This window comes from Pantoea sp. EA-12 (assembly GCF_030053355.1).
Lineage (GTDB): Bacteria > Pseudomonadota > Gammaproteobacteria > Enterobacterales > Enterobacteriaceae > Pantoea > Pantoea vagans_C.
This window is the reverse complement of sequence record NZ_JASGBY010000001.1, coordinates 297,587-317,343: the sequence shown is the minus strand read 5'-3', so window position 1 is coordinate 317,343 and position 19,757 is coordinate 297,587. Positions and strand designations below refer to the sequence as shown.

The window sequence follows — 19,757 nt, the reverse complement described above, 5'->3', positions numbered from 1 at the left end:
TCGTTATAATGAACGCCCCTTGGATGTTTTACAAGATGAACAAAACGTTCGATATAAAGAACAGGAGTAACTGTGACACCACCGATTGACCTTATTGCGGCCGGCTTAGTGCGTGAGCGCCAGCGTGCCGGGCTGTCACTTACGGAAGTCGCTCGTCGTGCCGGGATCGCGAAATCAACGCTGTCACAGCTTGAATCCGGCAACGGCAATCCCAGCATCGAAACCCTGTGGTCACTGTGTGTGGCGCTGAATATTCCTTTTGCGCGCCTGATGGAGCCAGAAGTGAAACGTTTGCAGGTAATCCGACGCGGCGAGGGCATGATGGTGTCGGCAGAGTTAGCGGATTACCAGGCCGCGCTGTTAGCCAGCTGTCCGCCGGGCGGCCGCCGCGATCTTTATCTGATCACCAGCCAGCCCGGTGCGCCGCGTGCATCGCATCCTCACCCACCGGGTTCGGTCGAGCACATTATTATTGCGCGTGGCCGCGCACGTGTTGGACCCACGGATGCGCCTGTTGAACTGCATCCCGGTGACTATATTTGCTATCCGGCTGACGAACCGCACATCTTTGAGGCGCTGGAAGCGGACACCATGGCGGTGCAGTTGTCAGAACAAAATTAGCCATAATAATTTCCTATCGTTAAACCCGATGATCGGCGCGTAACACAGTGGCATGCTGTGTTTTTCGTATGATGATTATCAGGAACAAATGGACATTATTCCCGCTCGCCCACATCACGCCGCCGCCATTCAGAAAATCTATGCCTGGCATGTGATTCATGGCACCGCCACCTTCGAAACCGAGCCGCCCAGCGCAAGTGAAATGGAAAACCGTATCAAGGATGTACAGCAGCGCGGTGGATTCTGGCTGGTGGCACAAGAGAATCAGCAGGTGCTGGGTTACTGCTATCTCGCGCCCTATCGCCCTCGCTACGCCTATCGCTTTACGCTGGAAGATTCAATTTATCTCGATCAACAGCAAACCGGACGCGGTATTGGCCGCGCGCTGTTGCAGAAGGCCATTGCGCTAGCGGAAGCGGCGGGGTTTCGCCAAATCATCGCTATCGTCGGTGATAGCGCCAATCAGGGATCGCTGGGATTGCACCGGGCGCTCGGCTTTGAGCACACCGGTGTGATGAAGTCCGTGGGTTTTAAACACGGCCGCTGGCTCGACACCGTGGTGATGCAACGCTCATTAGGTGCCGGAGACAGTCAGCCACCTGAACGTTAAGCCGCCTGCATCGCCAGCACGCGATGGGCGCTTTTTTCCAGCAAATCGCGATCGTGGCTTACCAGCAATACCGCACACTGCTGCTCGTGCGCCATCTCGATAATGAGTTGCAAGGTTTGTTGCTGTACCACCGGATCGAGCCGCGATGTGGGTTCATCGGCGAACAAAAACACCGGCTCCAGCAGCATGACGCGTAACAGCGAAAAACGCTGTAACTCACCGCCGGAAAGCGAATCGGGGAGACGTGCGAGTAATGAGGCGTCCAGTGCCAGTTGCTCCATCAGCTTATCTCTACGCGGCCGGGCGATGCGGTGCAGTCGCAGAACATCATCCAGACTTTGCGCCAGCGTTTGCAGAGGGGGAAACAGCGCAGAGGGATCCTGATAGATCTTCTGATACTTCAACCCGTCAGCGGACGCGAGGCGTGTGATGGTGCCTTGCTGCGGCTTTAATAACCCCAGCAACACATCGCCAAAGCTGCTTTTACCACTGCCGCTCGCCCCCTGTAACCCGACGATTTCACCGGCATGCAGCGTGAAATTTTCCGGTACGCCCAACGCTTTACCGCCACGCTCCAGCCTGATGCCTTGAGCCTGAACCACCGGCTTGCTGCGAATCACCGCGGGTTGCCGTGCGGGCCAGTTGGCAGGATCAGCCGCCAGCAACTCGCGCGTGTAGCGCTGAACTGGCGTCTGCAATACATGCTGTGCCCTGCCCTGTTCAATCACTTTACCCTTGTGCATCACCATAATGTCGCCGTCCAGCTGACGTGCCAGCGCGATATCGTGGGTGATGGTGAGTAACGTGCCGCCCTCCGCCACTTCACGGCGCAATAAAGCAGAGACTTCATCACGTCGTGACACATCCAGCCCTTTGGTGGGTTCATCTGCGATTAAAATCTGCGCACCGCCCGCGCGAGCGGCGGCAAAGGCCGCTCGCTGCGCCATACCGCCAGAGAGTTGCCAGGGGTATTTGAGCGCTGACGCTGCTAAACCGAGTTGTTTAAGGTCATCTTGCGCGGCAGCCTCGCTGCGATTGTCTGAATGACCCCGCACGAAGCGATAGCCCTCAGCGACCTGCTGCTGGATCACCATCGTGGGGTCCAGTGCCCGCCAGGGTTCCTGTGGCAGTGACGCGAGAGTGCGCCCCCACAAACCACGCAACGCCGCACCGTCCTGCGGCAAATGATAGTGCTGACCGTTAATGATCAACGTGCCGCTGGCTTGCAATCCCTGCGGCAAAATCCCCATCACCGCCTGTGCCAACAGACTTTTTCCCGAGCCCGTTTCACCAAGTAACGTCAGCGGCTGACCGGGTTGCAGCGTGAAATTCACCGGATCCACCAGCGTGGCCTCGTCTGCGATGACCGTAATCCCGATGGCCTGTAATCCTTTCATTTGCGTTCCTTTTTCATCATCAGATTGAGGCTAATCAGCAGTAAGAACAGCGCGATCACCGGCTGGAGCAGCAACCACGGCGCTTCCCAGGCAAACGGCAACAGTTCCGTCATCATTAAACCCAGTTCGGGCGTGGGCGGACGCACACCGACGCTGATGAAGCCCAGCGCGGAGACGGCCATAATGGCGCTGCTGAACGAGAACAGCGCTACCGTCAGTAACACCGGCGCCAGCGCGGGCCATAAATGACGACGGAAGCGATAAAAGGCCGAGAAGCCCAGCAGTTTTGAAGCCTGCATGCCCGGCGCCTCGATGATGGGGCGCAGCGTTGCCCGCGTAACGCGGAAGAACTCCACCCACAGCACCAATGAAATGCCCAGCCACAGCATCTGCGGTGAGTCCGGCGCAATGGCGGCCAGCAATAGCACCAGCAGCAAACCAGGCAGCGCCAGACACATATCAGCCAGCATACCGATCACTCGGTCCAGCATGCCGCCGTACAGCGCGCTCAGCACGCCAGCCAGCACGCCGGTGATCAAAGCGCTGATCACACACAATGCGGCAAGGCCAAGGGAAAGGCGCAACGCAGCGCTTAAGCGCGGCAACATGTCGCGACCAAGAAGGTCGAACCCCAACAGATTGGCATAGCTGGGAGGCTGCAACATATTCAACAGTTCCTGCTGCAAAGGATCCCCGAAGTGAAACAGCGGCAGGAGAAATGCGTATGCCAGCAGCAGGGCTAACAGCAAAAGGCCCGTTCGGCGTGAATTCAGTTTCATGCGCGCGTCCCTCGCGGATCGAGCCAGTAGCAACCTGCATCCACCAGCATGTTAAGTCCAACAAACAGTAAGCCAAGTGTCATCGCGCTGGCCTGGATTACCGGCACATCGCGGGCAAAGATGGCGTGCACCAGCGCATGCCCAATGCCCGGCCAGGCAAACAGGGTTTCCACCACCACCACGCCCTCAACCAGCCAGACAAACTGCATGCCAAACCAGGTGAGGACCGGCGTGCCGAGATTGCGTAATCCGTGACGACGCAACAAGGCGACAGGCGGTAAGCCTTTTTGCGCCCCCCAGCGATAATAATCAGCATTCACCACCTGCAAAGTCGCCTCACGCACCACGCGCACACCGACGGCAGTCAACGACAGCGCCAGCGTCATCGCGGGCAGCAGGAAATGACGCAGCTCGCCGTGTCCGGCGCTGGGCAGCCAATCCAGTTGCAACGCAAACACCACAATCAGCAGCATGCCAAGGGCGAAATGCGGCACGGATTTCAGCAGCGATGTCAGCCAAAACAGCAAACGATCAAGCTTGCCATTGGCGTGGCAGCCGGCCCAAATACCCAATGGCAGCGTGAGGATCAGCGACAGCAGCAGCGAACATCCCGCCAGTGCCAGTGTCTGGCTTAGCTGCCAGTGCAATTCATCCATTACAGGTTCACCTGAAACCAGAGAACGACCAAAATTGAATTGCAGCAGCTCGAATAGCCACTGCAGTAGTGCACTCGCGTGATCGGTTGCGCCGCTTAACTCTTGCTGCACACGCGCCACCGCATCGGCATCAACCCGGTCATAGCCGTAGCGTCCGCTGGCAATACGCCACGCCATATCGCCCGGCAGCGCCCGCACCAGAAACCAGGTCAGCAATCCCACCGACAGCATTACAAATAGCGCCTGCATCAGTCGCCAGCTCAGTTGTTTGATCATCACGGCTCCCAGTGCATGTTGCGCAGGCCAAAGTGACGCTCAAAGGGATCGAGTGCGACGTCTTTTAGCTGGCTGTTAATAGCTGCCGATTGCTGATACCAGGCAATGGGTATGACCGGAAGATCCTGTTGCAGCGCCGTGGTGATCAGTGCGCGAGCCTGTGCGCGTGCGGCTGCATCCGTTGATTGGGTCAGCGTGTGGAGTGCGGCACTGAAGCCAGTGGGATGCCAGTTCATTGCGCCCCAGTCACCGCCGTTTTCCGCATAATCCTGCAGCAATGTGCCGGTTGGGTCAGGCGTCAGTGCAAAATTACGTGAGAACAGCGCCATTTGCAGTTGCCCGCTGTGGTGCTGAGCCGGGATTTCGCTGGCATTGGTCGAGTTGATCTTTACTTCGATGCCGACTTTGCGCAGCTGCTGCTGGATGACCATGGCCATTAATGGCAGTTCGGGGCGATCCGGGAACGTCAGTAACGTGACGCTCAGACGCTGCCCGTTGCGCGTTAAAACACCATCAGAACCTGCTTGCCAGCCCGCTTCTTTTAAACGTTGCGCCGCCCGTTCGGGTTGATACTGCAACGGTTGCAATGCCGCGTTGTGCCACTCCCCCATATTCTGTGGAAACAGTTGTGTGGCAGCTCCAGGGTAACGCAACACCGCCATTGCCATTGCGTTACGATCGATGGCCATGCTGATCGCCTCGCGCACGGGAAGTTCGGCCAACAGTGGGTCGCCAAGATTGAGTTTCAACATCAACGTGCGGGGAACAGGAATCGCGGGTATTTGCAGCCCAGGCTTACGCGCCAGCCGCTGACGACTGGCTGCATCGAGATTGAAAACGTAATCGGCATCGCAACTGTCCGCCAACAGTGCACGCGTTTCTGCACGTCCGGATGAGAGATAACTGGCAGCCGCGATCTGCGGTTTTTTGCCCCAGTAATCTTCAAAACGTTTTACCGCCAGCGACTGCGGCGGCTGGAAGGCCATCAGCATAAAGGGACCTGAGCCGATAATTTGCGTGATGTTGCCCTGCTGATCCCAACTGGATAACGCCAGAATTTGCGAACGGCTCTCCGCCAATACCGAGAGTAACGGGGTGAACGGCTCACGCAGCCTGATAGTCACCACCTGCCCCTCCCCGCTGATATCACTGATTGGCGTTTTATCTAATAAGCCCTCTTTGCTGCGTGCGGCATTCAGTGATTTCACTACGGCTTGCGCATTCAACGGTGAGCCATCATGAAAGCGCACGTTATCGCGCAACACAAATTGCCAGTGCAATCCGTCATCGGATACCTGCCAGCTCGCAGCCAACGCGGGGATTGGCTCAGCGTGTGCATCCACTTCCACCAGCGTTTCGACCACATCCATACGTAAAAGGATGTCGCCCGACAACGCCGGATCTGCGCCTTTAATCTCAAACGGAGCGGCAATGCGCACCGTGTTTTCCTGATGGGGCGCCGCCAATGAGGCGCACGAAGCCACGCCGAGCGCCGTAGCGATCAGCAATTTTTTCATTGATTTCATTATGATTTCCGAAAAATTACACGTTAAAAACCCAGAGTGTTTACGTTATAACATAACAATACACATTTAAACACAGATCCCCTGCAGGGATAAACGGTTTGAGAGAGGTTATGACAAATTGTCGCTGCGTGAGCGGCCCTGGCTGGGTTATGCTGAAACCTGAATCTGAACCCTCAAAGGAGACACGGATATGCCAGAAATCGTTGTTTATGCTGCGGAAGGCCGCACAGTTGAGCAGAAGAAGAAGTTGCTAAAAGCGGTGACCGTCGCCGTGGCGGAATCGTTTGAAATTGATGCCAACTCCGTGACGGTGTCGATCATTGAAACGCCAAAACATCATAAAGCTAAAGGTGGCGTACCGTTTGATGAGCGCTGAGTGAAAGGTACGATATCACAGGCGGCCAAAAGGCCGCCGCTACAACAGAATGCACTACTTCAATGGGGTGAAAATTCAGTATCATAACCCCACCGATTGCCTACCTCATTGAGTGTCACTGTCTGCTATGACCGATCACGCTTCCCTGTTTTCGCGACTCACCCACACGCTGGCGGAAGAGAGCCGTACACCGCTGTATAAGCGTTTTGCTGTGGCAATCAAAGATGCGGTGCGCGATGGCACGCTGGTGAATGAAGAGATTCTGCCCAGCGAGCGCGATTTCAGTCAGTCGCTCAACATCTCACGTATTACCGTGCGCAAAGCCATGGATGAGTTGGAGAAGGAGGGTGTGGTATTTCGCTCTCGCGGTTACGGCACGCAGATCTGCAGCCAGTTTGAATATTCGCTGAAAGAGCCAAAAGGCTTGTCGCAGCAGGCTGTCCTACGCGGTAAAAAGCCAGATACCGTCTGGATTAACAAAAGTAAAATTCAGTGCAGTGCGGAGATTGGTGAGAAGCTGGGATTAGATAAAGGCAGTGATGTTTACCAGCTCAAACGCATTCGCTATGTCGATCAGCAAGCGGTTTCGGTGGAAGAGTCTTGGGTGCCTGCGCGCTTTATCGCAGACGCCGATGAGATTGGGATTTCGTTGTATGACTACTTCAACAAACAGCAAATTCTTCCGGTTAAGTCGCAAAGCAGAGTGAGTGCCCGCATGCCTGATGAAGCCCTTAAAATGCAAATTGCCCTGCCCGACAATGTGCCGGTGCTGGTGATTAAGCAACTGGCACTCGACGCGCAAGGCAATCCGCTGGAATACAGTATCAGCTACTGCCGCAGTGATATGTACGTGTTTATTGCTGAGTGATTTTTTGCCGCCAGTAAGTCTGCAACGCATCGCGATCCGGCGCGCAATCCCCCCCGCGCTGCGAAACCACATAAGAAGCCACGGCATTGCCCAGCGCAACACTCTCCGCCAGCGACCAGCCTGAAGCTAACCCTGCCAGCAGTGCCCCGGCATGGCTGTCGCCCGCGCCGATGGTATCGACCACTTTCGTGACCAGCGCGGGCACCCACCCCTGGGCATGTGCATCGGCAAAACCCGCGCCTTCACTGTCCAGACGCACCACTATCGCGCCACCAAACTGCGATTGCCATTGCGCCATTAACTGTCTGGCATCAAAGGGTTCAGCCTGGTTCAAACGCTCACGCCACAGCAATTCCGCTTCTTGTCTGTTCACTGTAATCAGTGGTTTTCGCCCCATGATGCGGTCAAATTGCGCATCGCCGATATCCGCCAGGCGCGGCCCGAAGTCCACCAGCAGCTGATAGCTTTGCTCCTGCTGCTCAAGCCAATCGATCAGGACATTGCCGCTTTTACTGGTGAGCTGATAACCCGAAAGATAGATCCAGCGATCTTTCGGCTGCGGCACCGCCCTCAGCAGTTCCGCATCCCACAGATTTTCCACGCCACTGACGGAGAGAAACGTGCGCTCACCGTCCGGCTCCACCAGCGCCAGGCACCAGCCGTTATCGCCTTTAGGGGCTTCCAGTACGCTTTCAATGCCATACTCCTTCAGCTTTTGCCGCACAATGCTGGCCCAGGTCCCGTTACCCAGCGGCAGTGCGTTGAATGCTGGGATCCCGAGCCGATGCAGTGCGATCGCCACATTCAGTGCGCACCCTCCCACATTGACGCCCTGCTGGTGGAGTTCAATGTCACTGCCCCGATGGGGTAAGGAATAGGCATCGGCAATCACATCAACGACGGCAGCCCCAATCACGCACACCGGCAAACGCGCTTGCAACCGATTCAGGTCATCAGGCGTTAGCATAAGCGGCCTCACGCTGCTGGCGAAAACGGGTAAAGGCGCTGCTGTAGCGCGTGAAATCCAGCGCGTTCGCCGCATCCAGTTGTACTTTGAGATCGGCGTCGATGCCGTCGATGCCGTGAAGCGCACCACAGATCGCCACCGCCATCGCGCCAATGGTATCGGTATCGCCCCCCAAATTGGCGCAGAGGATCGCGCAGCGATTGGGGTCAGTGCCAGCGAGTTCAACCATGGCAATAGCAGCGGGCACGGATTCGATGGTGCTGGTTCCCGTGCCGACCAGGTCGTATATCTGTTGCATAGTCGATTCCACACCCCGTCCCTGCGCCACCACAGACAGGGCTAACTCAAGACGCGCAGCCATGGATGCGCTAAAGGTGGTGACGCGTTTTTCCTGTGCTGCGCGCGCAATCGATGGCAGCTCATCGCGGATCGTTGTCCAGGTGGCCCCATCGACGGCACGAGAAACCGCCCAGGCAACCACCGTCGCCCCAGCGATGGCAACGTCAGATTTGTGCGTGGGACTGGATGCCAGTGCGACGGCATCAGTAAAGGCACTGAGGTCACGCGCGGGCAGCAGGCAGCCAAGTGGTGAAACGCGCATTGCCGCACCATTGGTCATGCCGTTGTTTTCCAACTGAGCCACAGGGATACCGTTTTTCAATGCATTGAGCGCGATCTTTGAGGTTGGCCCAAGCACGTTTTTATTGAAGGCATCAAAGTCTTCTGCCCAACGCAAAATATTAGCGCCAATGGTTTCCGCGTCGATTTCACCGTGATGGGTCATGATGGCATCGGCCAGCGCCAGTGCCATCGACGTATCATCCGTAAAGGCCGCCTGACCGAAATAACAGGCGGCATTGTTTTCTGCTGGCCCCGGCAGGAAGCGATCAATCCAGCCAAAGTGCTGCTTAACACGGCTGCGCGGCCACAATTCTGAGGGCATACCCATGGCATCGCCCAGCGCCTGACCGTAAAACGCGCCTAAAATCCGTTTTTCCTGGAGTGTCATCGTCATCATTGCTTCTCTTATTTATGGCTATCAGCGGTGGTTGATTGCTCAAACGAGGTTAATTCGTCACTGCGTTTTTTACCGTCACGGAACAGTACGATGAAGGCGACAGTGATAATGATGATCATCACGCTGCCAAACATCCACATACCCGCCCAGTTAAACGTCTGTCCGTTGCGCGGTTGGTCATAAGCGAACATCTCCTGCATCAGATAGCCTCCCAGGCGATAGCCCAGCAAGCTACCAATCCCCTGACAGGCGAGCGTGATCAAGCCCTGAGCGGCATTGCGCATGGCAACAGGCGCTTTTTTATCGACGTAGATGTAGGCGGTGATGAAGTAGAAGTCGTAGCTGACGCCGTGCAACAGGATGCCCATAAACAGCATGCCCATGGTCAACATGTTTTGATCGCCGCCAAACACGAAGAAGATGTAGCGTAAAGCCGCTGTGGTTAAGCCGAGTAACAGGACTTTGCCGATGCCGTAGCGTTTGATGAAGAACGGCAGAGCCAGCAGGAAGAAGATTTCGGATACCTGGCCAAGTGTCATCCAGCCGGTGGCATGGGGTAAGCCCACTTCCGTCAAATAACCTTCAGCGAAGATGTAGTAAAACGCCAGCGGCATGCTGAACAGGAAGGAACAGACAAAGAACACCAGGAAGCTACGATCTTTTAACAGATGCAGCGCATCAAGCCCCAGCGCCACGCGCAGGCTGAATTTTCCGGTGCTTTTGGGTTCAGTGGCGGGCAGCGTCAAGGCAAAGATCCCTAGTACCAGCGAACTGGCCGCAGTGATCAGCAGCGGAACGTTACTGGCGGAGATATCGCCAAAGCCCATCAGAGGAGGTAAGAAACCGCAGGCGATGCCTGAAGCTATCCAGCCTAACGTCCCCATCACGCGTACTCGTGGGTAGTCTCGCTCTACATCACCCACGTGTGAAAAGGCGATACTGTTAGTCAACGCAATGGTTGGCATGTAAGTGAGCGCATACAACAATAGCAGCGGGAAGAAGCCACTGAAGTGGGTTTGCTGAGCGGCAAAGTACATCAGAACTGAGCCGACGATCATCAGTAACGACAGTACCTTTTGTGCCTGGAAGAAACGGTCTGCCAGCGATCCGACCAGGATCGGTGACAGGATGGCGGCAATCGAGGTACAGGCGTAGCACCAGGCGATCTCAACCGGCGAGAAGCCGTTTTTGCTGAGAAAGGCCCAGAGTGGTACAAACCATGCTCCCCAGATAAACCACTCGAGAAACATCATGAACGATAATTTTGGGATTGTTGTTTTCATTAAAAGGGACTCCCCGGTGTAGGTGAGGCCAATCTAGCACCACTAACAATACCTTTATAATACCATTGGCGGATTTTTTGAGCTGCCCCACAACAATTTTAACGGGGGATTTACAGTTGAAGAGTAGCAATGCTGAGGAAATGGGCGCGAGGTTCGCGCCCAGAAGGGGTTAGCGGCGGTTTTTCCAGACGGTCTGGATGTTACAGAATTCATGAACGCCGAAGCTGGACAGCTCACGGCCATAACCACTTTTCTTCACTCCACCGATTGCCACACGTGGATCGGATGCACCGTTACCGTTAATAAATACCGCACCGGTTTCCAGTTTTTCCGCCAGGTCATTGGCAACGCTTTCGTTTGCGGTCCACACGGTGGCACTCAAGCCAAATTCGCTGTTGTTTGCCAGTTCTAACGCATGTTGCGCATCACGAGCGACAGTGATTGCCGCAACAGGACCAAAGATCTCCTGCTGGAACGCGGTCATCTCCGGCGTCACATCGGCAAGGATCGTGGGCGCGTAATAGTTACCCTCACCCTCGATCTTATGACCGCCAAGAACCAGTCGGGCACCTTGTTTAATGGTTTCCTGGACTTGGCTATCTAACTCGTCACGCAGATCGTAACGTGCCATTGGGCCAATAAAAGTCTCTTCGTTCAGAGGATCGCCGATCTTCAGTGCCTGAACCGCAGCGCTGAAACGCGCCTCAAACGCTTCTGCGACACTCTCTTCAATGATGAACCGTTTGGCAGCCATACAGACCTGTCCGGTGTTCTGGTAGCGTCCTACGACCGCTGACGCCACTGCTGCGTCCAGATCGGCATCCGCCAGCACAATAAACGGATCGGCGCCGCCAAGTTCAAGCACGGTTTTCTTCAGAACAGCACCCGCTTGTGCCGCAATTGCCCCACCCGCTCTTACGCTTCCGGTGACGGCTACGGCAGCGATCCGGGGATCTTTGATAGCTTGTGACACACCGTCGTTATCCACGTTGATCACCGTGAAGCCACCTTTGGGCAGATCAGTCGCATCAAACAGTTCTGTCATCAGGTGCGCGGAGCCCATTACGCTCGGTGCATGCTTCAGCACATAGGTGTTGCCCGCCAGCAGCATGCTGACTGCACCGCGCAGAACCTGCCAGTAAGGAAAGTTCCATGGCATCACGGCAAGGATGACGCCTAAAGGACGGAAAGATTGCCAGGCTTGCTGATTCTCCACCAGCGAAGGCTTGTCTGCCAGTATGGCTGGGCCATGTTCTGCATACCAGTCACACAAGTTTGCGCACTTCAGCACTTCTGCGCGCGCTTGCGCGATAGGTTTACCCATTTCGAGAGTCGCGGTTTTCGCGAGCTGATCCTGACGCTGGCGAATTTGCTCTGCTAACTGACGCAACACGATAACGCGCTGCTCCATAGTCGTTGCGCGCCACTGTGCGAATGCTGCAGCACTTTGTTGCAGTGCAGTTTCTAACTCAGCTGCACTCTGCAATGGATAGGTTGCGATGATTTCGCCCGTTGTGGGATTACGCGAGATGACGTTGTCAGTCATAAGATGCCTTCCTAAATGTTTAATAGGGTCGTGTTGGATTTCACCTTACGCCTGCCAAAGGTTGATGAAAAATGAATAATAATGAGGAAGTTGTTCATCTTGAATGAATCAGCACGTTCTTTCTCGCGGAGAACTTATGTTTATCTGTGTTAGTGAGGGTGGCTTTCAAAAGCGGCATGTTTTGACAGTTTCGACCCACAGATGTCGATTCATCATAGGGTTATGCAGTTATACAGTGAATAGATCTCTATTAAAGATCATAGAGAGATCTTAAAGAGATCCTAAGAGATCCCCGATCGTCGCAAGCCGCACCACACAAGGCCTGAGAAGGTGATCGCGTTCACTATAATCAGATAAACGCCCACTGTAGTCAGTACAATATTCACTATAGACTGTAGAATGTTCACTATAAACAGTGTTAATGTTCACTGTAATCAGAAATCGATCCTTTTCATCCACAGAATGAAGACCTCAGGCTATGGCAGATAAAGAGAGTGAAAACAAAGCGTTACTAGAACCTTTTCTGTCGGTGACAAAAAATAGCGGTGAAGTTATCCAGCTCCACCCTAATAAAAATAACACCGTACAACCGGTCGCTTTGATGCGCCTGGGACTGTTCGTTCCTACCTTGAAATCTACCGCACGCGGCAAGTCGGGTGCGATGGCCTCAACAGACGCCACCAAAGAGCTTAAGAACCTCTCACTGGTTAAGTCGGAAGGTTATGAAAAGATTACCATTACCGGCGCGAGGCTGGATATGGATAATGATTTCAAAACCTGGGCTGGCATTATTCAGTCATTCTCACGCTATCCCTCAAAGGGCGATACCGTCACGCTGCCGTTTATCGATTTCGTAAAAATGTGCGGGATCCCTTCGGCTAACTCATCTGCGGCGCTGCGGAAGCGGTTAGATGCTTCTTTACGACGCATCGCGACCAACACCTTGTCCTTTGAAGGTAATGGCAAAGCGTACCACACCCACCTTGTGCAATCGGCGTATTACGATCGCGAAAAGGATCTGGTACGTATCCAGGCCGATCCTAAGCTGTTTGAGCTGTATAACTTTGACCACAAGGTTCTGTTGCAGCTGCGAGCTATTTCCCGGCTGAAACGCAAGGAGTCGGCCCAGGCACTCTACACCTATCTGGAAAGTTTGCCGACGAATCCGGCGCCTATCTCGCTAGCGCGTTTACGCATGCGTTTAAATTTGGGTTCTAAGACTACGACGCAAAACCACGTCGTCAGACGCGCGATGGAGCAGCTAAAAGAGATTGGCTATCTGGATTACTCAGAAGTTAAACGCGGTCGTTCGGTGTTCTTCATCATCCACAGCCGCACGCCAAAACTTGATGGAATGAGCAATCTTGAGAGCATCGACTCTCTCGATGAAATCGAATTCGAAGACTGATTTTCGCGTTCACTGTAATCGGAACGTCCTCTGTGGCAGTGTCACTTTATGAGCAAAAGTGACACTCGCTCTCTTCATTATGTTCACTGTAATCAGCACTGCCTTCCTCATTCACTGTAATCAGTAACATTCACTGTAAACAGTAGAGCGCGCTTATCCCGTAACGCACTGCAAAGCTGTCCATCTATGGCTTGCCTATTTATAAAGCTATTCATGATAGTAAGTACTTACCAGGTGGCTATTCCACCCTCTTAGGATTTCCATGTAAGGTGGATTGCTGATTACAGTGAACATACAGGGTTCGATATCAGTCTACTGATTACAGTGAATCCCTTGAAAGTGCGGTGTGCTGACTACAGTGAACGTTTTTGTTCAACTTATTGTTTATATTGATTTTAATTAGTCTTTCTTATTACGTTCACTGTAATCAGTAAATGACCTGTAAAAGTAAACAGTAAAAGTGACAGGGTTCGTCATCTAAGCTGATTACAGTGAATGTAAGAACCTTGTACCGATTACAGTGAACGTTTTACACCACCCTCCATCGACGTATTTATCACGATCTTTGCGGACGTCACGCTGTCACTGATTACAGTGAATCTTCGGTCTCCCTCCCCTCCTCCGGCTACTGAATCTGATCATTACAGTGGTGCTGGGTAAGTCATTTTACTGATTACAGTGAATGGTTGTTGCAACGGGAGTAACCGCTTTCTACTGATTACAGTGAATGTCTGCTGCCCATGTGTTTCTGTGTGGTGAGGATGAAACGCATATCAGCTTACTGATTACAGTGAATGCTTCAACGCAATATCTGGTTTACTCACACAAAACACACTCACTTGTGAGAGCCAGATTCAGTGGCTATGACGCTGAGATTTACTGATTACAGTGAACGCTGTTGTGGTTGTTAACTCATCCGGATGGACGAGCTTTTGTAAGCGACCACGCGCTGCCAGCTAAGCATCAGGCAGTGCCTGTGCTGATTACAGTGAATGTTTTACTCGCCTGCAGAGTGGGATTTTTACTGATTACAGTGAATGTTTGCGGAAGGTGTATCCATCACTAGCCAAGAACAGAATGCGCTGCGTTCAATGAGTACTGATTACAGTGAACGTTTTATATGACGATTGATTTGAGTTACTGATTACAGTGAACACTCGAATATGAAGTGTACGGACTGACTGATGACAACGAATCTCCAATCAACGGGTATGTATCCGCTTTGCTGATTACAGTGAATGTTTATATCTCAGGATGGATGAAAATGTTGGGTGTTCACAGATTACAGTGAATGTTTCACCTCTCGCGATGAACATAGGATGCGGGATACTTACTGATTACAGTGAACGTTTGAGGTTAATGTGGGGGACTAACGAATTGCATTCGATGGCTCTGTGAAGTCACGCCAACAGTCATTTACTGATTACAGTGAATCTTTCTCATCTGACTACTGATTACAGTGAACCTTACACAGATTACAGTGAATGTTTACTGGTTATAGTGAATGTTGTGCAGATCACAGTGAATGCATGCACGATTTCAACCGCAATGCCCTGCTCTTCTTAACGGGCTATCTTCTCATCCCCTTAATACCGAACTGCTGATTACAGTGAATGTATGCTACCTGTTCTAAAGCTGAGGGAGATCACAATTTCATCAATTACAATAGTCTGGCTAAAATGCATTCACTGATTACAGTGAACGTTTGCATTAACTCGCTCTTACCTAACGTATTTTCTCAACACTAAATGTTCCTCATCAAATGAGATAGATTTGCCTCATGTGCAGGATTTCGGTATAAAGTCATAAATCCTACATGTGTGGAGCAAGTATGGCTAATGATGAGAAGCAAGTTCTGAAGGTCGCACAACGTTCAGAAAAGATGCTGATGAGCCTGACAGAACAAATTCAGGCACAGAAAGAAGAGTTGCAGGAAAATACGTTTTATCAGGTTTACGCAAAAGCGGCGTTAGCCAAATTGCCAAAATTAACGCGTGCGAGCGTTGATTACGCTGTAAATGAGATGGAAGAAAACGGATATCCGTTCGACAAGCGCGCGGCAGGCAGTTCAACCAAGTATGCGATGTCGATTCAAAACATCATCGATATCTACCATCACCGTGGTGTGCCTAAGTATCGCGATCGCCATCAGGATGCGTTCACGCTATTTGTGGGTAACTTGAAAGGCGGCGTGTCCAAAACGGTATCGACCGTGTCGCTGGCTCATGCTTTGCGAGCCCACCCGCATCTGCTCTATGAAGACTTGCGAATTCTGGTTATCGACCTCGATCCACAGTCTTCCGCCACCATGTTCCTTAATCACGAACGCTCGGTTGGGCTGGTAGAAGCGACCGCTGCTCAGGCGATGCTACAAAATGTCGAGCGTGAGGAGTTGCTGAACGAATTTATTGTTCCGTCAATCATCCCTGGCGTGGATGTCCTGCCTGCTTCCATTGACGATGCGTTCATTGCGTCCCGTTGGGAAGAGCTTTGCAGCGAGCATTTACCCGATCAGAACGTCCATGCCGTGTTGTATGAGAACGTTGTGGCCAAACTGAAGAAAGATTATGACTTCATTTTCATCGACAGTGGTCCGCATCTGGATGCCTTCCTTAAGAACGCGATTGCCGCTTCTGATCTGTTAATGACGCCGGTTCCACCTGCACAAGTGGATTTCCACTCTACTCTGAAGTATTTGACTCGTTTACCAGAGCTGATTGGCATTATTGAGGAATCGGGCGCAACCTGCCGCTTGCAGGGCAATATTGGTTTTATGTCTAAGCTCTCCAATAAAGCCGACCACAAGCTGTGTCACAGCCTGGCGAAGGAGATCTTTGGTGGCGACATGTTGGATGCCGCATTACCCCGTCTGGATGGATTTGAGCGCTGCGGAGAGTCGTTTGATACGGTCATTTCCGCTAACCCATCCACCTACGTGGGCAGCACCGAAGCCTTGAAGAATGCCCGTTCGGCTGCGGAAGATTTCGCTAAAGCCGTGTTTGATCGCATTGAATTTATCCGCCTGAACTGAGGTTACTATGAGCGCAAAACGAATCACGATTGGCCGAACCTTCAGCCAAACACCTTTGCAAACTGAGGATGCTTCAGAAGGCCATTCTCAGACGTTTATCCTCTCGACCGGTAAACGTGCCCTCTTCACGCTTGAGCACATTGCGGCGAAAGAAATTGAAGAAAAAACCTATGTGGTGATGGAGACCAATGGCCGCGATCAGTCCGGCCTGACGCCTGAATCGCTACGCGATATTATTCGCACTATCAAATTGCAGCAGTTTTTCCCCGCCATCGGTGTTCTGCGTGGCGACCGTATAGAGATTCTTGACGGTTCACGCCGCCGTGCAGCCGCACTGCACTGCAAAACCGGCTTGGATGTGCTGGTTACTGAAGTGGCTATCTCTGCTGACGAGGCGCGTCGTTTGGCGCAGGATATTCAGACGGCTCGTGAACATAATCTGCGTGAAGTGGGCATGCGCTTGTTGTCGCTCAAAGAGAGCGGCCTTTCACAGAAAGATATCGCACAGAGTGAAGGGCTCTCACAGGCCAAGGTGACGCGCGCCCTGCAAGCCGCCAGCGTTCCGCTGGAGTTGGTCACACTCTTCCCCAATCACTCTGAGTTGACCTATCCCGATTATAAAACGCTGCTGCAGGCTTACGAGAAGTTGCAGGAAACGGGCCAGACAGTCGATGCTTTGATTGATACCATCGGTATGGATGTTGATTCTGTTTGCGCGCGTGATGGTCTGGCTGAAGATGAAGTGAAAAACGGTATTTTACGTCTGGTGCGCAATGGTAGCCAGACGCTGATTCAGTCTCCCGCCAAAGATAAAGTGGTGGCCACGCCATTGTGGACTTTCGCGGACAAAGACCGTTACGCACGTAAGAAGACGCGTGGCCGCATGTTCAGTTACGAGTTTAACCGTCAGTCGAAAGAGTTGCAGGAAGAGTTGGATAGGGTGATCAACGAAACACTCAGCAAGTACCTTAATCAATAATCGAAATGCCGCCTCAGGGCGGTTTTTTTTCGTCCTTAGCTGGGGCTTCGCCAGCGTAATTTCATCGCTAACTGTATGAAAATTAACTGACATGCGTTGAAATTTCAGGCTGAAATCGCCACTAATTTCATCATCCAAGTTTGTCACTGCCGCCTTCAATCGCTTCCAGCCAGATCGGTTGCAGCTAAAGTAACCAGCTGAATATCAAACCGCCTAAACAGCATTCATGCGGAAATCCAGATGAAAATACGCCTGCAATTCACACTGTTCGCCGTAATGATTTCACTCTTAACTCTATGAATTTACGGCGTTTGTCTTTTAAATTTCAGGGTGAAATCGCCAGGTTTCACCAAGGCTACAACGTCTGCCAGAAGACACAAACTCAGTTTAGTCAGATGATATTCAATGATTTATCCACAGAAAAGGTGGATAACTCTCAAGGTGACTAAGCCGTTAGCGTCAGCGAAGTAGAAAACTGCCAGACTGCATCCCGAACCCTAACAGGCTTATTAATCAAACCCAAGGCATAGAAACGATCGGCGATAATCTGTTGCTCTTTAATCACTTCAAATGCCATGGCCCGGGTTCTGTGGCTTCGGCGGCTAAGCGCCCTTTCTACAGATGCTAATTCCAGTCCCAGCTCCTCAGCGAGCAAGCCCGCCGCCTCCTCTCGATGGCTATCAATGAACAACCCGGTTTGCTGTAAACTTTCCACCAGTTGCTGTACCACATCATCATGCTGAAGTACGTAATCACGGCGAGAAAGATAGAACTGGTGGTTACGCACACGTCCTTCGCCATTTGCTAAAACACGCAGTTCAGCATTGGACTCAGCTGCACTCAAAAGTGGATCCCACATCATCCAAGCATCCACCGCCAGATAATCACTAGCGGTTAAAGGGTATTTTGGCGGCGCATAAACGACTTTGACCTCATCCAACGCAATGCCGGCTTCTTCAAGCAGTTGCAGCAGAAGCCAGTGAACGTTTGACCCTTTATTAATGGAGATACGCTTACCGCGTAAATCCGCAAGGGTTTGAATATCACTGTCATACGGCACCACCAGACCCACGCTGTTGGGTGCGGGAGGTTCCCAGGCAATATAGGTCACGGCATTGCCCCCAACCTGAGCGAATATCGGTGGGACTTCACCGGTGGTACCAAAGTCGATTTCGTTATTTTGCAGCGCGTGAAGCAATTGAGGTCCGGCTGGATATTCACTCCACAACACGCTGACGCCTTGCTGAGAAAAGCACTGCTCAAGGCTTTGGCGTGCTTTTAACACCCCCAGGTTGCCAAATTTTTGATAACCAATACGCAGTTCACGTTCCTGACCATCAACAGACGCAGGTGTGACTGTTGCGCCGCTGGTGGTTTTACGGCGGCCTTTAATCATGCCTTGATGGGCAAGTTGAGTACGTAATGTATGACGACTGATGCCGAGTAAGGCCGCAGCCTGAGTCTGATTCTGATCCGTGAGCTCAAGCGCATTATTAATCAGGCTGGCAACCACACGATCAAACAGTTGATGCGGTTCTGACGAAAGTTGCTGACGCAGAAAACTGTCCAGCGTTGAATCTGACGAAGAGATAAACCGATGTTCACTGTAACCTGCAAGCCGCAGTTGTGCCGGGGTCAGCGTTTCATCACGGCTGAGCAGTACCGCGTTATGCAGGGTGTTTTCAAGTTCACGGATATTGCCCGGCCAGCTGTATTCGTGCAATGCCTCAAGCGCGTCGGGAGAAAGCCGCCGTGCAGGACGCCCCAAACGTCGTGCGTACAACGTCAGAAAATGTTGTGCCAGAAGAGGAATATCATCCCGGCGCTGACGTAAAGGCGGCAAGGGCACCACGGCGATATTGAGTCGATAAAAGAGATCTTCCCTGAATCGACGTTCGCGGATGGCCTGAGCTAAGTCTACATGTGTTGCTGCAATGACGCGCACATCCACTTTAATCGCTTTACGTGAGCCGACGCGGTTAATCTCCCGCTCCTGCAACACGCGCAATAATTTAACCTGCAATGGCGGGCTAAGTTCACCAATTTCGTCGAGGAGCAGCGTACCGCCCTGCGCAGATTCAAACCAGCCAGGATGTGCCTGCGTCGCACCGGTGAAAGCCCCTTTCTCATGACCAAAAAGCTCAGCCTCCGCCAGACTCTCGGTCAGCGCTCCACAGTTCACGGCAAGAAAGGGGCCATGGCGGCGCGCGCTATGGTGATGTAGATAGCGGGCGACAACTTCTTTGCCGGTGCCGGTTTCACCCACAATCAACACGGTGGCATCCGTGGGGGCAAATTTATCGAGCAGTGATTGAAAGGCAAGTGAAGCCGGGTCGACTAAACGAGGCGAATCGGTGTGGTTGGCGTAGGTGTTGAGCATGGTTTGATTTCCTTTCAGGAGCATCATCACACGCTA

The 19,757-nt window shown here is 52.7% G+C and carries 16 protein-coding genes; 7 read left to right on the top strand and 9 right to left on the bottom strand.

Going from position 1 to position 19,757, the window contains the following annotated elements; all coding sequences use genetic code 11:
• The first annotated feature begins 72 nt into the window (after nt 1–72).
• Both QMZ30_RS01460 and QMZ30_RS01455 read left to right on the top strand, forming a co-directional pair.
• Nucleotides 73–621 carry a helix-turn-helix domain-containing protein gene (locus QMZ30_RS01460; RefSeq protein ID WP_283226068.1) on the top strand — a complete coding sequence of 183 codons (549 nt, stop codon included), beginning with the start codon at nt 73–75 and terminating at the stop codon, nt 619–621.
• 88 nt (nt 622–709) lie between these two features.
• The gene (locus tag QMZ30_RS01455; protein WP_283226067.1) at nt 710–1,231 is read left to right on the top strand and encodes a GNAT family N-acetyltransferase; all 522 of its coding nucleotides are present in this window, start codon (nt 710–712) and stop codon (nt 1,229–1,231) included.
• Here QMZ30_RS01455 and QMZ30_RS01450 read toward each other — a convergent pair.
• From QMZ30_RS01450 to QMZ30_RS01435, 4 genes are read right to left on the bottom strand one after another with little or no spacing between them, the layout of a single operon-like run.
• Nucleotides 1,228–2,628, bottom strand: coding sequence for an ABC transporter ATP-binding protein (locus QMZ30_RS01450; protein WP_283226066.1), 1,401 nt, complete (start codon nt 2,626–2,628; stop codon nt 1,228–1,230). The genes QMZ30_RS01455 and QMZ30_RS01450 overlap by 4 nt on opposite strands.
• Nucleotides 2,625–3,407 carry an ABC transporter permease gene (locus QMZ30_RS01445; RefSeq protein WP_283226065.1) on the bottom strand — a complete coding sequence of 261 codons (783 nt, stop codon included), beginning with the start codon at nt 3,405–3,407 and terminating at the stop codon, nt 2,625–2,627. Before QMZ30_RS01445 ends, QMZ30_RS01450 begins: the two co-directional genes overlap by 4 nt.
• On the bottom strand, nt 3,404–4,339 hold the full coding sequence (locus QMZ30_RS01440; protein ID WP_283226064.1) for an ABC transporter permease: 936 nt from the start codon (nt 4,337–4,339) through the stop codon (nt 3,404–3,406). The genes QMZ30_RS01445 and QMZ30_RS01440 overlap by 4 nt, the downstream gene beginning before the upstream one ends.
• Entirely contained in the window at nt 4,339–5,865 is a 1,527-nt protein-coding gene (locus QMZ30_RS01435; protein ID WP_283226063.1) for an ABC transporter substrate-binding protein, read from the bottom strand. Before QMZ30_RS01435 ends, QMZ30_RS01440 begins: the two co-directional genes overlap by 1 nt.
• Before the next feature lie 190 nt (nt 5,866–6,055).
• Here QMZ30_RS01435 and QMZ30_RS01430 point away from each other — a divergent pair, with 190 nt between their 5' ends.
• Nucleotides 6,056–6,241, top strand: a complete 186-nt coding sequence (locus tag QMZ30_RS01430) for a tautomerase family protein (protein WP_039330238.1) — start codon at nt 6,056–6,058, stop codon at nt 6,239–6,241.
• Nucleotides 6,242–6,368: 127 nt separating this feature from the next.
• The gene (locus QMZ30_RS01425; RefSeq protein ID WP_283226062.1) at nt 6,369–7,109 is read left to right on the top strand and encodes a GntR family transcriptional regulator; all 741 of its coding nucleotides are present in this window, start codon (nt 6,369–6,371) and stop codon (nt 7,107–7,109) included.
• Here QMZ30_RS01425 and QMZ30_RS01420 read toward each other — a convergent pair.
• The 4 genes from QMZ30_RS01420 to QMZ30_RS01405 all read right to left on the bottom strand — a co-directional run bounded on the left by QMZ30_RS01420 (nt 7,096) and on the right by QMZ30_RS01405 (nt 11,923).
• Nucleotides 7,096–8,076, bottom strand: a complete 981-nt coding sequence (locus QMZ30_RS01420) for a PfkB family carbohydrate kinase (RefSeq protein ID WP_283226061.1) — start codon at nt 8,074–8,076, stop codon at nt 7,096–7,098. The two genes, QMZ30_RS01425 and QMZ30_RS01420, sit on opposite strands and share 14 nt — an antisense overlap.
• Nucleotides 8,063–9,091 (bottom strand): ADP-ribosylglycohydrolase family protein, encoded by a 1,029-nt coding sequence (locus tag QMZ30_RS01415; protein WP_283226060.1) that lies wholly within the window; start codon nt 9,089–9,091, stop codon nt 8,063–8,065. The genes QMZ30_RS01420 and QMZ30_RS01415 overlap by 14 nt, the downstream gene beginning before the upstream one ends.
• Nucleotides 9,092–9,102: 11 nt before the next feature.
• A complete protein-coding gene (locus QMZ30_RS01410) occupies nt 9,103–10,377 on the bottom strand; it encodes a nucleoside permease (RefSeq protein WP_283226059.1) in 1,275 nt (424 codons plus the stop codon).
• Nucleotides 10,378–10,546: 169 nt separating this feature from the next.
• Complete coding sequence (locus QMZ30_RS01405) at nt 10,547–11,923, bottom strand: aldehyde dehydrogenase family protein (RefSeq protein ID WP_283226058.1); 1,377 nt, start codon at nt 11,921–11,923, stop codon at nt 10,547–10,549.
• 478 nt (nt 11,924–12,401) lie between these two features.
• Here QMZ30_RS01405 and QMZ30_RS01400 point away from each other — a divergent pair, with 478 nt between their 5' ends.
• From QMZ30_RS01400 to QMZ30_RS01390, 3 genes are all read left to right on the top strand, one after another.
• Nucleotides 12,402–13,331, top strand: coding sequence for a RepB family plasmid replication initiator protein (locus QMZ30_RS01400; RefSeq protein WP_039330228.1), 930 nt, complete (start codon nt 12,402–12,404; stop codon nt 13,329–13,331).
• 1,831 nt (nt 13,332–15,162) lie between these two features.
• Nucleotides 15,163–16,362, top strand: coding sequence for an AAA family ATPase (locus QMZ30_RS01395; RefSeq protein WP_283226057.1), 1,200 nt, complete (start codon nt 15,163–15,165; stop codon nt 16,360–16,362).
• 7 nt (nt 16,363–16,369) lie between these two features.
• Nucleotides 16,370–17,341: a ParB family protein gene (locus tag QMZ30_RS01390; protein ID WP_283226056.1), complete on the top strand. Its 972-nt coding sequence runs from the start codon at nt 16,370–16,372 to the stop codon at nt 17,339–17,341.
• Nucleotides 17,342–17,786: 445 nt separating this feature from the next.
• Here the strand turns inward: QMZ30_RS01390 and QMZ30_RS01385 are convergent, their stop codons facing one another.
• Nucleotides 17,787–19,721 (bottom strand): aliphatic sulfonate ABC transporter substrate-binding protein, encoded by a 1,935-nt coding sequence (locus QMZ30_RS01385; protein WP_283226055.1) that lies wholly within the window; start codon nt 19,719–19,721, stop codon nt 17,787–17,789.
• Nucleotides 19,722–19,757 lie beyond the last annotated feature (36 nt).

Coding starts and splice junctions, on each gene's coding strand:
- QMZ30_RS01455 (WP_283226067.1), top strand. CDS start 710: ATGGACATTATTCCCGCTCGCCCACATCACGCCGCCGCCATTCAGAAA.
- QMZ30_RS01450 (WP_283226066.1), bottom strand. CDS start 2,628: ATGAAAGGATTACAGGCCATCGGGATTACGGTCATCGCAGACGAGGCC.
- QMZ30_RS01445 (WP_283226065.1), bottom strand. CDS start 3,407: ATGAAACTGAATTCACGCCGAACGGGCCTTTTGCTGTTAGCCCTGCTG.
- QMZ30_RS01440 (WP_283226064.1), bottom strand. CDS start 4,339: ATGATCAAACAACTGAGCTGGCGACTGATGCAGGCGCTATTTGTAATG.
- QMZ30_RS01435 (WP_283226063.1), bottom strand. CDS start 5,865: ATGAAATCAATGAAAAAATTGCTGATCGCTACGGCGCTCGGCGTGGCT.
- QMZ30_RS01430 (WP_039330238.1), top strand. CDS start 6,056: ATGCCAGAAATCGTTGTTTATGCTGCGGAAGGCCGCACAGTTGAGCAG.
- QMZ30_RS01425 (WP_283226062.1), top strand. CDS start 6,369: ATGACCGATCACGCTTCCCTGTTTTCGCGACTCACCCACACGCTGGCG.
- QMZ30_RS01420 (WP_283226061.1), bottom strand. CDS start 8,076: ATGCTAACGCCTGATGACCTGAATCGGTTGCAAGCGCGTTTGCCGGTG.
- QMZ30_RS01415 (WP_283226060.1), bottom strand. CDS start 9,091: ATGACGATGACACTCCAGGAAAAACGGATTTTAGGCGCGTTTTACGGT.
- QMZ30_RS01410 (WP_283226059.1), bottom strand. CDS start 10,377: ATGAAAACAACAATCCCAAAATTATCGTTCATGATGTTTCTCGAGTGG.
- QMZ30_RS01405 (WP_283226058.1), bottom strand. CDS start 11,923: ATGACTGACAACGTCATCTCGCGTAATCCCACAACGGGCGAAATCATC.
- QMZ30_RS01400 (WP_039330228.1), top strand. CDS start 12,402: ATGGCAGATAAAGAGAGTGAAAACAAAGCGTTACTAGAACCTTTTCTG.
- QMZ30_RS01395 (WP_283226057.1), top strand. CDS start 15,163: ATGGCTAATGATGAGAAGCAAGTTCTGAAGGTCGCACAACGTTCAGAA.
- QMZ30_RS01390 (WP_283226056.1), top strand. CDS start 16,370: ATGAGCGCAAAACGAATCACGATTGGCCGAACCTTCAGCCAAACACCT.
- QMZ30_RS01385 (WP_283226055.1), bottom strand. CDS start 19,721: ATGCTCAACACCTACGCCAACCACACCGATTCGCCTCGTTTAGTCGAC.